The 13,949-nt window shown below is 41.3% G+C and carries 13 protein-coding genes; 4 read left to right on the forward strand and 9 right to left on the reverse strand.

Annotated elements, in window-relative coordinates:
* Positions 1–328 precede the first annotated feature (328 nt).
* Positions 329–1,333: an NADH oxidoreductase gene (hcr, locus tag LDO73_RS12830; RefSeq protein WP_224058285.1), complete on the reverse strand. Its 1,005-nt coding sequence runs from the start codon at positions 1,331–1,333 to the stop codon at positions 329–331.
* A gap of 51 nt (positions 1,334–1,384) precedes the next feature.
* Positions 1,385–3,037 (reverse strand): hydroxylamine reductase, encoded by a 1,653-nt coding sequence (gene hcp, locus LDO73_RS12835; protein WP_224058287.1) that lies wholly within the window; start codon positions 3,035–3,037, stop codon positions 1,385–1,387.
* A gap of 272 nt (positions 3,038–3,309) precedes the next feature.
* Here hcp and clcA point away from each other — a divergent pair, with 272 nt between their 5' ends.
* The gene (gene clcA, locus LDO73_RS12840; protein ID WP_224058289.1) at positions 3,310–4,698 is read left to right on the forward strand and encodes a H(+)/Cl(-) exchange transporter ClcA; all 1,389 of its coding nucleotides are present in this window, start codon (positions 3,310–3,312) and stop codon (positions 4,696–4,698) included.
* Positions 4,699–4,870: 172 nt separating this feature from the next.
* Here the strand turns inward: clcA and tehB are convergent, their stop codons facing one another.
* The 5 genes from tehB to LDO73_RS12865 form a co-directional block, all read right to left on the reverse strand.
* A complete protein-coding gene (gene tehB / locus LDO73_RS12845; protein ID WP_224058291.1) occupies positions 4,871–5,758 on the reverse strand; it encodes an SAM-dependent methyltransferase TehB in 888 nt (295 codons plus the stop codon).
* A 140-nt stretch (positions 5,759–5,898) separates the two neighbouring features.
* The gene (locus LDO73_RS12850; protein WP_224058293.1) at positions 5,899–6,978 is read right to left on the reverse strand and encodes a linear amide C-N hydrolase; all 1,080 of its coding nucleotides are present in this window, start codon (positions 6,976–6,978) and stop codon (positions 5,899–5,901) included.
* Positions 6,979–7,200: 222 nt separating this feature from the next.
* Complete coding sequence (locus tag LDO73_RS12855; RefSeq protein WP_224058294.1) at positions 7,201–7,974, reverse strand: topoisomerase IV; 774 nt, start codon at positions 7,972–7,974, stop codon at positions 7,201–7,203.
* A 254-nt stretch (positions 7,975–8,228) separates the two neighbouring features.
* Positions 8,229–8,807, reverse strand: coding sequence for a YceI family protein (locus tag LDO73_RS12860; RefSeq protein ID WP_224058296.1), 579 nt, complete (start codon positions 8,805–8,807; stop codon positions 8,229–8,231).
* 13 nt (positions 8,808–8,820) lie between these two features.
* Positions 8,821–9,378, reverse strand: a complete 558-nt coding sequence (locus tag LDO73_RS12865; protein WP_036952053.1) for a cytochrome b — start codon at positions 9,376–9,378, stop codon at positions 8,821–8,823.
* A gap of 433 nt (positions 9,379–9,811) precedes the next feature.
* Between LDO73_RS12865 and LDO73_RS12870 the strand changes: the two genes are divergently transcribed.
* Complete coding sequence (locus tag LDO73_RS12870) at positions 9,812–10,441, forward strand: glutathione S-transferase family protein (protein WP_224058297.1); 630 nt, start codon at positions 9,812–9,814, stop codon at positions 10,439–10,441.
* 87 nt (positions 10,442–10,528) lie between these two features.
* Here LDO73_RS12870 and LDO73_RS12875 read toward each other — a convergent pair whose 3' ends face one another.
* Complete coding sequence (locus tag LDO73_RS12875) at positions 10,529–11,149, reverse strand: malonate decarboxylase holo-ACP synthase (RefSeq protein WP_224058298.1); 621 nt, start codon at positions 11,147–11,149, stop codon at positions 10,529–10,531.
* Positions 11,150–11,372: 223 nt separating this feature from the next.
* On the opposite strand from LDO73_RS12875, the gene LDO73_RS12880 reads away from it, so the two are divergent.
* On the forward strand, positions 11,373–12,350 hold the full coding sequence (locus LDO73_RS12880; protein WP_224058299.1) for an FUSC family protein: 978 nt from the start codon (positions 11,373–11,375) through the stop codon (positions 12,348–12,350).
* 84 nt (positions 12,351–12,434) lie between these two features.
* Here the strand turns inward: LDO73_RS12880 and LDO73_RS12885 are convergent, their stop codons facing one another.
* Positions 12,435–13,127, reverse strand: coding sequence for a DAPG hydrolase family protein (locus tag LDO73_RS12885; protein ID WP_224058302.1), 693 nt, complete (start codon positions 13,125–13,127; stop codon positions 12,435–12,437).
* 104 nt (positions 13,128–13,231) lie between these two features.
* On the opposite strand from LDO73_RS12885, the gene LDO73_RS12890 reads away from it, so the two are divergent.
* Complete coding sequence (locus LDO73_RS12890; protein ID WP_224058304.1) at positions 13,232–13,867, forward strand: TetR/AcrR family transcriptional regulator; 636 nt, start codon at positions 13,232–13,234, stop codon at positions 13,865–13,867.
* Positions 13,868–13,949: the final 82 nt, after the last annotated feature.

Here is a 13,949-nt window from a genome sequence, read left to right on the forward strand (position 1 = left end):
ACTTTGGATGCGGCGCGAATTATACCCACTGAGTGTTCAATTACCACCCTTTTGCCCCGCTCTTTTTTTTATAGCCCACCCTTGTTTAAGATTTGTTTAAGTTAATGTATATCAAGAATTCAGCGTGTAACCATTTGTAACTTTAATAGAAGCTTATATTATTCATAATACATAACGTCATAATCACGCTATGAATTACTTTATTATTTTTTGATTATCTTTTGCCACTCAAATAAATCGATTAATAAACAAAAAAAGCCACCTTATTTATATTCATAATAAGATGGCAATTAATGAGGCATTTAAATTTTATATTATCGAAAATCGATTAAGCGATTTCTGTGTCGCCTTGTAATTGGCAACTACACGCCAAAACATAACCGTTAGCAATTTCATCCGCAGTTAATGTCATGGTGCTACTGGTTGTGTAATTCCCCGAAAGCACTTTTGTTTTGCAACTACCACACACCCCTGCGCGACACGCGGCAATCACCGGTTGTTTATTCTGTTCTAACGCAGACAGCAGTGATGTACCCACAGGTACATTGAAGTTCACTAAACGATGGCGAATTTTTAAGTTCAGCACCTCTTCACTCACGGCCTCATCACCACCCGTAGTAAAACGCTCCATAAAGAAGTGTTCCGCAGGTACGCCCAATGCCTTAGAAAATTCCTGCACATTTTTCATATACGGAACAGGCCCACAAGTCATTACCACACGGCCATGAATATCTGGTACTAACTCCAGCAGTTTTTCTTGGCTCAAGCGACCTTGTGCAACACCGCCGTTATCAGGTGTTTCCGGCATGATGCACAGTTGCAAACGCTGCGGATATTGCTGGACCAATCTTTGCCACTCACTGGCGAAAATGACCTGCTTTTCATCTCGCACATTAAACAGCACTTTGACATCCGTTTCAGGGCGATTCGCCATCAACCAACGAGTCATCGACATAATCGGTGTGACGCCACAACCGGCTGCGAGCATTAAATATTGGTGGCTTTGTACATTGGCACACGTAAACTCCCCTTGCGCCTCAGACAACCAAAGATAGTCTCCCGGTTTCACCGTTCCTGTCAGCCAACAAGAGCCTGCACCCTCGTCTAATCGTCTCACCGTAATGGAGATAAAACGGCTTTGTCCTGGCGATGAAGACAAGGTGTAAGCGCGCATTACGTCATCACTGTTTTTGATACTCACCAGCGCGTACTGCCCTGGTTCATATTGGTAAAAATCATGATTAATCAGGTTAATTGTCCAAACATCTGAGGTTTCCTGCACTATCGAGTGAATTTGCATTCTGTTCGGACATAGGCTTGTTGGCATGGTCATGGGTTACTCCTTGCAAGGGGGAAAGCCGCTTCCCCCCTGAATTCCTTCTAATTACGCTGGCAGAATTTCCGCCAGATCTTGTTCAACCGTGGTAATGCTGCGCATACCGAATTTTTCATTCAGAATATTCAGCAGGTTTTCGGTTAAGAAACCCGGAGCCGTTGGACCGGTGTAAATATTTTTCACACCCAGCGCTAGCAGGGTTAACAAGATCACAATCGCTTTTTGCTCGAACCAAGAAAGGATCAGGCTCAGTGGTAAGTCATTCACACCACAACCTAATTTCTCTGCTAAGTTCACCGCTAACATAATGGCAGAATAGGCATCGTTACATTGACCCACATCCAGTAAACGCGGTAAGCCTTCTAAGGTACCGAAGTCCAATTTGTTGAAACGGTATTTACCGCAAGCCAGCGTTAAAATCAGGCAGTCTTTCGGTACGCTGCGAGCGAAATCCGTGTAGTAGCTGCGCTCACCACGGCTACCATCACAACCACCGACTAAGAATACGTGGCGTAATTTTTTCTGAGCAACGAGATCAATCACCGCATCCGCAGCACCCAGCAGAGTTTGACGACCAAAACCGACAGTAATTTTGTGTTCGATTTCAGTGTATGGGAAGCCCGCCATTTCCTGCGCTTGCGCTATCATTTCAGCAAAACTGTCGCCTGTAATGTGTTTCACGCCCGGCCAACCCACAATGCTGCGAGTCCAGATACGCGCTTTATATTCACCCACATCAGGGTCGATAATGCAGTTAGAGGTCATTAAAACTGGGCCAGGGAATTTCGCAAATTCCACTTGCTGATTCTGCCAACCGCTGCCGTAGTTACCCACTAAATGCGCGTATTTTTTCAGTTCAGGATAACCATGAGCAGGCAGCATTTCACCGTGGGTGTAAATATTAATGCCTGTGCCTTCGGTCTGTTCTAACAACATTTTTAAGTCTTTCAGGTCGTGACCTGAAATCAAAATGCATTTACCTGCGACTGGACGCACGTTAACTTCCGTTGGAATTGGATGACCAAATTCTCCCGTTTCGCCTGCATCCAGAATTTCCATGATTTTGAAGTTCATCATGCCGATAGCCATCGCATTGTCGAGCAGCTCATTCATATCCGCAGGCAATGTGCCTAACCAAGCCATAATTTCATGGTATTGAGCATAAATCTGGTTATCATACTGACCTAAAACGTGAGCGTGCTCCATATAGGCCGCCGCGCCCTTCAAACCATACAGGCACAGCATACGTAAGCCATGAATATCATCGCCAATTTGCGCTTTATCGATATCTAACGCAAATTGTGCAGCTTGCTGTTGCAGTGTATCAATATCCTGCCCTGCTAATTGCAGGTTGATCAGCGGGTGGTTAAATGCCACTGCGCTATTCACTGACAAGCAGTGTTTGATTAATTTATCACGCAGATAAATCGCTTCACGGGCATAACCAATAATACGTTCAGAATCGAAGTTAACGTTGGTCAATGTAGAGAAGAAAGCGCGCGGCGCAAAACTGTCGACATCATGATCAATAATGCCCAGTTCACGAGCCACCACCGCACTAGCAGATAAGCTTTGCAGGACAGCAACTAATAAATCTTGCAGGTCTGAAGTTTCAGCGGTTTTACCGCACATACCTTGCGAATAAGCGCAGCCATTTGCTGCGGGTGTTTTAATTGTTTGTTCACATTGCACACAATACATGGAGGAAACCCCTTTAAGTTGCATTTCATATACAACATTAAGATTACCCCTTTTAAATAAATAGAAAAGCGCCTTAAAATTCTATTTGAAGGTTTGTTGATCTACATTAACTTTCACTATAAATAAGAATTATTCAATGTTGTAAAATAGGCTGTTTTGCTGATCTCATTTGATTTTTCTCTGGGGTTTCAAAGCAGTATTGCTATACTATGTTTATCATTCATACTTCATAAGTTATTGTTGTTAAATCATTTTAAGAGAATCAAAAAGCGATGATGCAGGCTAATTCGACTCCAAAATCAGACAACAAAACCCACTTTAGTTTTTTACGTCATGTAAAAGAATCCGATAAAACTCCACTCAAAGTGCTTGTTTTAGCGGCTATTATTGGTGCCGTCGTTGGGCTGATAGGCTCCCTATTTATGCTAGGTACTGAGTGGGTCAGCAATATTCGTATCTCGTCTGTTAACCAATATGTCACCAATAAATGGTTGGTGATCCCCGCTATGTTTGTGGCTTCAGCCCTATTAGCTATGCTCGGCTATTATTTGGTTAAACGCTTTTCACCTGAAGCGGGAGGCTCCGGGATCCCTGAAATTGAAGGGGCATTGCAAGATTTGCGCCCTGTCCGTTGGTGGCGAGTGATCCCAGTGAAATTTGTCGGTGGATTAGGTACGTTAGGTTCCGGCATGGTGCTCGGTCGTGAAGGGCCTACCGTGCAACTAGGGGCAAACATTAGCCAAATGTTTTATGACCTATTTCGCCTCAAAGATAATGAATCTCGCCATACATTATTGGCTGCGGGTGCCGCTGCGGGTCTTTCTACCGCCTTTAATGCCCCATTAGCGGGAATTCTGTTTATCATCGAAGAGATGCGCCCACAATTTAAATACAGCCTTATTTCCATCAAAGCCGTGTTTATTGGCGCTGTGAGTGCCACCATTGTTTTTCGCCTAATTAATGGTGAAGCCGCGATTCTGAATATTGGGCAATTTTCCTCAGCCCCCATGGAAACCCTATGGTTATATCTGATTTTAGGCATGTTGTTTGGGATCGTGGGCATTGGCTTTAACCGCTTCTTGCTCTATCTGCAAAGTCTATTTTTAGCTTTCTACCAAAATAAAATTTCACGATTTGTTTTGATGGGAGGCTTGATTGGTGGTAGCTGTGGCGCTATCAGTGTATTTGCTCCTGAAGTTGTAGGGGGTGGCTATAGCGTGATCCACCAAATGGTCGCCAATAGTTTCACCATCACCATGCTAATGGTATTTTTTGCCCTGCGCTTTTTAACTTCAACAATCAGCTTTAGTTCTGGTGCGCCGGGAGGGATTTTCTCACCGTTATTAGCACTTGGTACGTTATTTGGGGGTATTTATGGTTATGCGGCGCTGGAGCTGTTCCCAAATTATTCAATTGAAGTCGGTACCTTTGCGATTGCAGGTATGGGGGCATTGTTTGCAGCTACAGTACGTGCACCGTTAACGGGGATTGTCTTAGTGTTGGAAATGACCAATAACTATCAATTGATTTTACCGATGATTATTACCTGCATTGGCGCAACGATGGTGGCGCAATTCTTAGGGGGTCGACCACTTTATTCTGTACTGCTCGAAAAAACCTTAGAGCGTAGTGAAAAACAAGCGGCAGATTCAAAAGCCTAACATTGGTTTTATGCCCCAATATAGAACGTAAAATGGGTTGCCTAGGCAACCCATGATGTTGATGACAAAGAGGGATAAAAGAGTGGTTTTTCCCTCTTTGTGTTATCAGGCGAAAATCAATAAATTGATTTTCCTCGTTAATTTAACAACCCATTATCTTCGCTATCGCAGGTTATTTTTTCTTGGCAATCAATGTTGCAAAGTTCAGTTTAATTCGATTACCTTGCGCATCCGTTCTATGCAAGTGTCCTGGATTTTCATTGTATTTGAGGATTTCCCAGTCTTGATAATATTGCTGCAATTCACCCGGTTTTAAGAAACACTTAAATGGCACCATATCCAGTGGCGCATCCGGCGTTTCTACCGCGCATACCACTATATTAATCCCACCCGTTCGGGTATGTGATTGCATATCCGCGATAATGTCAGCAATTTTATCCCGTTGTAGGAACATCAATACGACTGTGGAAATAATCAAATCATAGTCACCTTGGATTTGGTGACTGTTAATGTCATACAGCGCGGTATCGATATTTTCTATGCCCGATTGCTGCTTAACAGTTTCAATGGCTTGAATGTGATTTTGGTTAATATCCACCGCCGTCACATCATACCCTTGCTGAGCAAGATAGAAGCTATTACGCCCGCGGCCTGAACCTAAATCCAACACTTTGCAAGGTTTTGCTAGGTTATTCTCGCAAAGATAGCGTACTTCAGAGTGAGGCTCGCTGAGATCATACTGCTTATAAAACTTAATTTCAGGGCGGCATAAAAAAGAGAGTTGGCAACGCACATCATCGCTGCAATCGGCAATGCGATGCCAGACTTGTGGCTGGATCACGGGCGGTTGATTTTGCGTATTAAACGTAAATTTTTGCTCGCTGCCATCTTCATTGAAAATAATAAAATTGAGGGAGCCTTGTAGCACCTTCAATTGGGCGAATGTATCTTCTTTGGTGTTATGGCGGTCTTGGAACATTAACGGAATCGAAGCCTTATCCCAAACAGGCATGGTTTTGTAGCACACTAATTCAGTCATGGGGTTACCTTTAAGTTGCATATTAAATACATCTTATGACGTTCATCTCGATAGTGCAACGTTTTCATAGATAAAGAATAGATGAGTTGATGTGCATCAACCTCCTGCTGCTCAGGAGGTTAAATTCAAAATCGTGGACTTAGAAACCTGACTTTATAAACTTAGTAACCCAACTGCTCTGCACTCAGCCCTAAAAATTCAAACGGTTTGGTATCAACATATTGCGCGGTCGCGTCACCCGAATAAATATGGCTTTGCTCTTCACCGAGATCTAATTTCTTCACTTTTCCGGTCTCATTAGAAAAATCAATTTTCTTTAGATCCGTCCAAAAAATGTTTGGCGTTAAAGCAGACTCAAAGAAATAGAGTTGACGTTTGCTGTCAACCAGTGTGCGCCAACGGGTAGAAGAAATCTCAGGGGACGTTTCCGACGTTAAACCGTATGGAACAGACACATTACGGATCACCCCAAACACACTAGCAACCGCTTTATTTGGCGTTGTTTTTTGTGGGATAGCATTGATGTAAAACTGCGCTCGAGCGAAACGATCCGCTGAACGGTTGGTTCCCGGTAGCATTACCGTGCCACCAATACCTTGCCAATACTCTTGCATCGCTAACTGCTTTTCATACGCCGGCGAGTTAGTCATTACTTGGTATTTACGGTTATGGTGAATGACTTGTTTGCCATCGATATATTCGATAATGGCGCTATCACCGCTCGCATCGGAAAGTGATAAATGTAGAGTCGCTAAGCGATTTTGTCCCGGAACCTTGTCAGTTGCGACTATTAATGGCGTTTTTTCTAATGCGGCAACGGCTTCTTCAACCGTGGCATAGTTGTCCAACATGTATTGTGCCCATAACGAAATAGACAGCGCAGGCTTTTTATTATCTAACTCAGGGTATTTCGATTCGGCGAGCCAGAGTAAGTTTGCTACTAACCCTTTTTCATTAACGCCATCAGTCGTAGAAATATCGTAACCTGACGCTATCACGCTACCGTATTTGGATTTCCATTTGAGTGATTTTGGCCCTGCCACGCCATTTCGCTCCATACCTCGTGGAAAAATCCATAAATTGGTACCCACATCATATTTCCAATCCATGGTTCTACCTGTCATGATTTGTTGGTCTTCCCCGAGATAAACAACACGGGTACAAGCCTGAGAAACCATGGCAGGAACATAAATTGCAGCGATGGTTAAGAGCGTAACAATGCTTTTCTTCACAAATCGCATCTTGCCTCCAAATGGTATTGAATGAGTAGCGCAGATAAGCCACGCGAATAAATAACTATTATTTATATTAGACAGTATATCGTTTTCAGCGTGTTTTTAGCGGATGGATATTGAAACAAAATGCAACAAGGATTAACTCAATCAAACTGCTTACGTTTTACAGTGAGTTAATCCTATAAGGAGATGAGTTTTATCAATTCGTTAGCCTGTTGGCTTCCGTCACTACTTTTTGCTTAAAGAAAACCAATAACGCAATAGTCCAGCTTTTTTCTGCGTGTCCGCAATATTCAGCGTCGAGTCATACAGGCTAATTGTAATTTCGCATACCTTGGCAGGATTTTTTTTGCCTTCATCGATATTAATCAACATGGTGACGTCATTACCATATTTACCCATTAATTCGATTCTCAACGTCTCCATGATTTGCTGATATTCATCTTGAGACAACGGCATATATTTCTTACCCGCTTCACTGGAAATTAATAATGCGTTGATCGCCCCGACCTGTTTCAATAATACATCTTGGCTTTTCTGCGGCGGTATAACATTGGAAGGATCCCTTAACTGCGGGAATAGAGCGTCATAACACATTTTTCCTGACGGGTCTTGCTCTAACAATGATTTGATATTGTCGTTCACTTTAGCGGCAAAATTAATCACTGTTTCATCGGAGGCATAAGGCATGCGCTCAACGACCAACTTCATTGATTGGCTAACAACCTGATCCAATAATTGACGGCGTAAGTCTTCATTAGCAGGATCATATTGAGACATTAAAGGCTCAAAGCTCTGGTAAGTGACAGGGCTTAATTTTTTGATTGTGACTAAAATCGGCAGTTCTTTTTCAACTTGAGCAATGGCCTCTGAATGAATTTCACTATTACTTTCTGTCGATAGTACGTTGTTGTCTTTACTTAACCAGTAAAAACCCAACGCAACGATAATAAAAATGATGCTAACGACTACTGCGATTTTGCGTGAACTGTTTGTATTCAAAGTGAATCTGCCTTTTAACTATCTGTCTTTTAAACAACTGTCTTTTAAAAACAAAAAAACCAATACTCAATAATAAAATTCTTATTATCATTCTAGTCGTAAATGCGTCAATATCGCTATAGGAATAAGAGTAAATGTAAAAAAAGCAGAAAATTAACCATTCCAATCCGTATATCGAATGAAAAAACCGCAGACACTTATTTCAGTCTCTGCGGTTTTGATAAATCGAAGGAAAAGTATTTCAAAAATACGAATTACTTAACTTGAACACCTTCAACAGATAGCATTAATTCAACTTCTTGGGATTTAGGACCTAAATCAGATTTGATATTAAACTCTTTCAGTTTAATGTTCCCTTTCGCTTCGAAGCCTGCGCGGTAGCCACCCCATGGGTCTTTACCTTCACCCGTTAATTTTGCATCTAAAGTGATTGGTTTCGTCACGCCATTTAAGGTGAAGTCCCCTGTTATGAGGTATTTGTCACCCTCTTTTTTCACTTCTGTGGAGACAAATTTTGCTTCTGGGAATTTTGCTGCATTTAAGAAATCTGGGCTACGTAAATGCTTATCACGCTCTGCGTGGTTAGTGTCAATGCTGCCAGTTTTAATCGTCACTTCAACTTTATCTTTCGCCGGATCTTTCGCGTCGTAAGTAAAGTTACCATCGAAATCTTTAAAGCTACCGTATAACCAGCTGTAACCTAAATGTTGGATACGAAATTCAATAAAACCGTGTTGACCTTGTTTATCAAATTGATAGTTTTCTGCCAGTGCAGATCCTGCTGATAATAATAAAGTCCCTGCAGCAAGACCTAAAATAGATTTCTTCAACATAACTCTCTCCACGTTATTTATCGGGATTAAAGCCCAACATTCTTTTTAAAGTAATATCACCATCAAAGAAATGGTGTTTTAAAGCTGCAAATGCATGCAGAACAGATAACAAAACAACAGCCCAAGCTAAATAAAGATGAATCTCACCTGCTGTATCGGCTTGTTCTGCTGCACCAGTAAATAATGCAGGTACTTCGAACCAACCAAATACACTTATCGCTTGTCCATCCGCAGTTGAAATTAAATAACCACTGATCAAGATAGAGAATAAAATAATATAAATTAAAAGCTGAACCGTAATTGAAGCAAATTTCGTTAATTTGCTATAGCTTGATAACGGCTTAGGTGGTGGAGAAATAAATCGCCAAACCACACGAAAAAGCATGATAAAGAATAGCAACATCCCTATGCTTTTATGTATTTCCGGGGCTTGATGGTACCAGGTGTCATAGTAGCCTAATGACACCATCCATAAGCCTAATGCAAACATTCCATATACGACAATTGCGACCAACCAATGAATGAGCAGCGAAAGATGCCCATAACGAGTGGCGTTATTTTTCCATTGCATAGTTTAAAAACCATATAGTTTTAAAGGTAATTACTTGTTTTACCAAGAGTGAATAATCATAAGGTTAATCTGGCTTTATTCCTATCCCAAAGTTAAACAAATATTTTGTCGAAGATATTCAAATAGTATCATCATCATGATGAAAAATAGGTGAATTCTATTTTTGTTATTACAAGCGTAAACCTTTAATAAAGAATCTTCTATTTATGTAAATAGATTACACCTAATAACCTCTAGGATTATTTATCCTGCTGATTTTCTTATTACCCATCTTAATATGATAGATGAATTTGTTATAAATATAGTTCAGCATTTCTAAAATAGGTAGGTGAGATTTTTATTTCAACGAATAAATTAACCTAATTTTTTCGATTCCTGCTAAATTGATGCTCTATCTATAGGTTGTTTTTTCTTTATTCTTAGAGGCTAGCGTATGTATACATTATGGATTGCCAACAAAAATTACTCTTCATGGTCTCTAAGGCCTTGGGTCCTGTTAAAAGCATTGCAAATTCCTTTTGAAGAGAATATTTGCTTCTTCGAAAATGGCAAAAGTAGCCATGAAAAATTTAGCCGCTTTTCACCCTCCGGCTTAGTGCCATGCCTGATTGATGGCAATAAAACCATTTGGGACTCATTGGCAATTTGTGAGTATGTTGCCGAAGATTTCCCTCAAGTTTGGCCGACTGAAAAATCAGCAAGAGCCTGGGCTCGCTGCGCAAGCGCTGAAATGCATGCAGGTTTTACCGCACTACGCCAACAGTGCCCGATGAATGTGACAAGAAATGAGCCTCTTGGTGAAATTTCCCATGAACTGCAAGGAAACCTAAATCGCATTCAGCAATTATGGCAGGAAGGGTTTGATAAATTTGAAGGACCTTGGTTAGCAGGAAAACACTTTACTGCCGTTGATGCATTTTTTGCACCAGTAGCGTTTCGTATTCAGAGCTACCAATTAAAAGTCAATGAACAAGCTCAACAATGGATTGAACGCATTATTGCATTACCGGCGATGCAAGAGTGGAAACGTGCCGCAGAAATCGAGCCAAATATCGAACACTAAAAAAACACCTGTACGAGCATCAAAATTAATTTTTGAGCAGTTTGAGTAAGAAATAGACCCAAACTGCTTGTTTTATTCACAAATCACCTAGAGGCTTTCATCCCAAGGATCGGCAGCCATCACATCCCCCGTTGGAGTATGCAGCGTCACTTGGTCATTTTTAAACCATTCCGCTAAAGAAAATCCGCCTTTCGGTGTTTCCACATGAATATCAATTGGGCAATATGGTGTATTCGCTTTAATAGCAAACTGCGCAAAATCTTCTTTTTTCTGACGAGTTGGGCAGCGGATAACAACATCAAGGTCACAATCTGTCAGCATACTTTGAATATCTGTCGCCAATGTATAAGCGCAGCTTCCCGTCACTCCCCATTTCCAAGGCCAATTGTGCTGAGAAATTAGCAACAAAACTTGGATAGGCGGTAACGCAATAAACATCGAACGTTGCAGCTCAATAGAATTTGAAACTAAAGATTCCACATTCATAATGTGCGTGATAGCAAATTTTGAAATTTGGGTTGTCACACGCTGATGGGGCTTAATACCGCGAATGGCCACAGTGAGTTGGTTTTCACCTGCCTTCTCTCGGTGCACAATAAGGGGTAGTTTACTGTTCCACTGCGTTTGAACCCATTCCGGCAGGGTATCAAGAGGAACATCGTTGTTACTACCAACCCAAACAAAATCATGGGGATTAATTATTTGCATGTATTCTTCCTTATCATGACGACAAATTGCTCTCGCTCTGCGCTATTATGCATTTTTTCAGATAGATGAATACATTCACGCATAATCAACATCTTTATTTATCCCATCAAAAACAAAGGTTCATAGGTTACTGAAAGGGAAATTTGTCTTCAAATAGCAATATGTTATCATAGAATACTCTTAATAATTAAAGAGTTAGATAACGAATTTTGAGCATCATAATATGAAGAAAATCCCTGCGATCCATGACGGAATTCTGTTCAGCAGCTGCTTAGTTTTAAGTGCCCTCACTGCACTCGCACTGATCGACGTTCAGGCCGCCATGTGGGCAGCATTTTCGACGCTCTACTCATTTAACCTATTTAACGCCGCTAAAGAATATAAAAATTACCTCTATACTGCTTTTTGGCTATCCATGATTTTAGTCGCTATCTATATTGGCGATACGCTACGTTTAGGCACTGGGTTTTATATTTATCTGGCAATATTCTCATTTATCTATTATCAGCTCTATGGCACAGATCCGATCATGGACTTGACCATGAAATTCATGATTATCATGTCCACCATTGGTACAATCTTGCCTGAAGTGTCAAAAAGCCTGACATTAGGTTTTTTAATTGGCAGTGGCGTCACCTTGCTCACCTATTATTTTCTCAGCCACAAAATGACTCGCCATTCCATTATTACGCCACTTACTGTGGAAAAAAATCTATTTACCCTACGTAAAAATATTATTCCACGGTCAATGACCTATACCATTGGATTATTGTTAACTTTGGCTATCCCTCGGATGATAGACTTAGGGCATTTCTATTGGACATTGCTGACTTTCGTTTTTGTATTGCACCCAAAATCTGAAAGTATTGTGCACATTACACTGCAACGGGTGGCGGGTAGCTTAATTTCCGTGTTATTCCTATTCCTGTTATTTAATACCCCGTTGATGCCTTATATTGGGCTAGTGGCTATTTTAGTTTTCGCCTTTTTGCTACCAATGAGTTTTCATCACGGCTATACCTTTATGACTTTTGTCGTCACCAGCCTAATCCTCTCGGTTCTTGAACAAGTGGTTTATTGGCGTCATCCGGTCTATACCTTATTATTTGACCGTGTGCTTGAAACTGCCTTGGGTGGAGCTATCGCCATTATCACGAGTATTATCTTGAAACTATTTAGAGAAAAAAGCCCGGAAAGCTAACGATACTCAGAGGTATAGCGCCAGCCATCCAGACTTTGTTTATAGTTTAATTATGTTGATATCTCGCTGAAGCTCTACCCTATTTCACCATGGTAATGGCGCATTTTCCCCATTCGCGTGCTCGCCGTAATACAGCGATGGCAAAAAACGAGACAAATAGGTAAATTCGTTATAACAGTGGCGCATTAGCTCTAATCCAATTTCATCGGACAGCTGTGTGCGCGGATCCTCAAGAGATGCCCCTAGCAAGAAACGGCTACGTAATACACAACCAAACTCAGTATCACGGGCTAGATGCATCATTTTCCCATCAATAGGATACCCCTTGGCATCCATTTCAATATGCTCACCAAAACCAATCGAAGAGCAAACCGCACCGGAAATATGCCCCTCTTTGATGGCTTTTTCATACGCTGAAGCCTCAAAGAAATCCGTTGGATCTCTAAATTTTAACTTCGCTGCCACTGGTGGGATCGCACCGAGAGACTCAACAGCATGAATGGAAGCGCCAATAAAACTCTCCCCTTTTTGCCATTTTTCATCCCAGCCGTGATGAGCAACATGGTCATGGGGATGCCACCAGCGGATATGTTGTGTGGTTTCAAAAAAGGTAAACCACCATGCTAACATTCGACCTTTACAACCCTGTAAGTCAGTGCGAACGGCGACCGTTAATAACCCATTTTCATCACGCTCAATACCCATTTCCATGCGTAATGGATGTGGAAGTAGCAACTGATTTATGTCGTCAACTGCCCATGTTTGATTTGTTTTCATGATGACCTACCTATCTCGATTAATTAGGAAACTTATTTTGTTTCCTAATTAGTTTTGAGCTAAAATGAAAAAAAGTCAAGATAGCAAAATGAGGTAAGCCATTTATGTCAAACAGCAGCGAGAAGAAACCAGCTCGAGGTCGCCCAAGTATTCCTGAGGGGCTTCTCAAAGAAAAAATCATGAATGCAGCACTGAGCTCACTACTTGAAGATGGATACCAACTCACCAGTATTGATAATGTGGCAAAACGTGCAGGCGTGGCTAAAAAAACCATTTATCGGTTTATGGAAAATCGCGAAGAGCTTGTAGAAAGAGTGGTACTCAATTGGACGGATAGCTTTGTGCCATTGTTTGAACAGAAAGCTACAACCCACAATGAGCTATTTAGTTTGTTACAGAATAATTTAGAAATTATCGCGAAAACTGTTCTTTCCCCAGAAGCCGTTGGACTGTATCGCTTATTACAAACGGATTTTGCACACAAAGAATTGCTATTAGAAAAATACCAACAAAATGGTATTGAGCGCAGTCGCCAATTACTCAATCAATGGCTAACCCGCCATGCGCAAGACGAAGTTATCCAACAGCATGACTTTGCCATTATCAGCGATTTGATCCTCTCGATGACAATAGCTGAACCATTACGGCAAATTTCATTAGGGCTTTCCCCTGCAGGGCTTACACCCGGATTTCAGCAGAGGATCTCTCATGTGATTGATTTTTGTCGCGCTAGAATTTAGATAAAAAACAACCAAATAAATTTTCATGCTCTATACTTTCATTATTATTCATCAAACCTGACAAATGAAAAGGCAGCTGGAG

This window comes from Providencia alcalifaciens, assembly GCF_915403165.1.
GTDB classification, from domain to species: domain Bacteria; phylum Pseudomonadota; class Gammaproteobacteria; order Enterobacterales; family Enterobacteriaceae; genus Providencia; species Providencia alcalifaciens_C.

Coding starts and splice junctions, on each gene's coding strand:
- LDO73_RS12850 (WP_224058293.1), bottom strand. CDS start 6,978: ATGCGATTTGTGAAGAAAAGCATTGTTACGCTCTTAACCATCGCTGCA.
- LDO73_RS12875 (WP_224058298.1), bottom strand. CDS start 11,149: ATGCAAATAATTAATCCCCATGATTTTGTTTGGGTTGGTAGTAACAAC.
- LDO73_RS12860 (WP_224058296.1), bottom strand. CDS start 8,807: ATGTTGAAGAAATCTATTTTAGGTCTTGCTGCAGGGACTTTATTATTA.
- LDO73_RS12880 (WP_224058299.1), top strand. CDS start 11,373: ATGAAGAAAATCCCTGCGATCCATGACGGAATTCTGTTCAGCAGCTGC.
- clcA (WP_224058289.1), top strand. CDS start 3,310: ATGATGCAGGCTAATTCGACTCCAAAATCAGACAACAAAACCCACTTT.
- hcr (WP_224058285.1), bottom strand. CDS start 1,333: ATGACCATGCCAACAAGCCTATGTCCGAACAGAATGCAAATTCACTCG.
- hcp (WP_224058287.1), bottom strand. CDS start 3,037: ATGTATTGTGTGCAATGTGAACAAACAATTAAAACACCCGCAGCAAAT.
- tehB (WP_224058291.1), bottom strand. CDS start 5,758: ATGCAACTTAAAGGTAACCCCATGACTGAATTAGTGTGCTACAAAACC.
- LDO73_RS12890 (WP_224058304.1), top strand. CDS start 13,232: ATGTCAAACAGCAGCGAGAAGAAACCAGCTCGAGGTCGCCCAAGTATT.
- LDO73_RS12865 (WP_036952053.1), bottom strand. CDS start 9,378: ATGCAATGGAAAAATAACGCCACTCGTTATGGGCATCTTTCGCTGCTC.
- LDO73_RS12885 (WP_224058302.1), bottom strand. CDS start 13,127: ATGAAAACAAATCAAACATGGGCAGTTGACGACATAAATCAGTTGCTA.
- LDO73_RS12870 (WP_224058297.1), top strand. CDS start 9,812: ATGTATACATTATGGATTGCCAACAAAAATTACTCTTCATGGTCTCTA.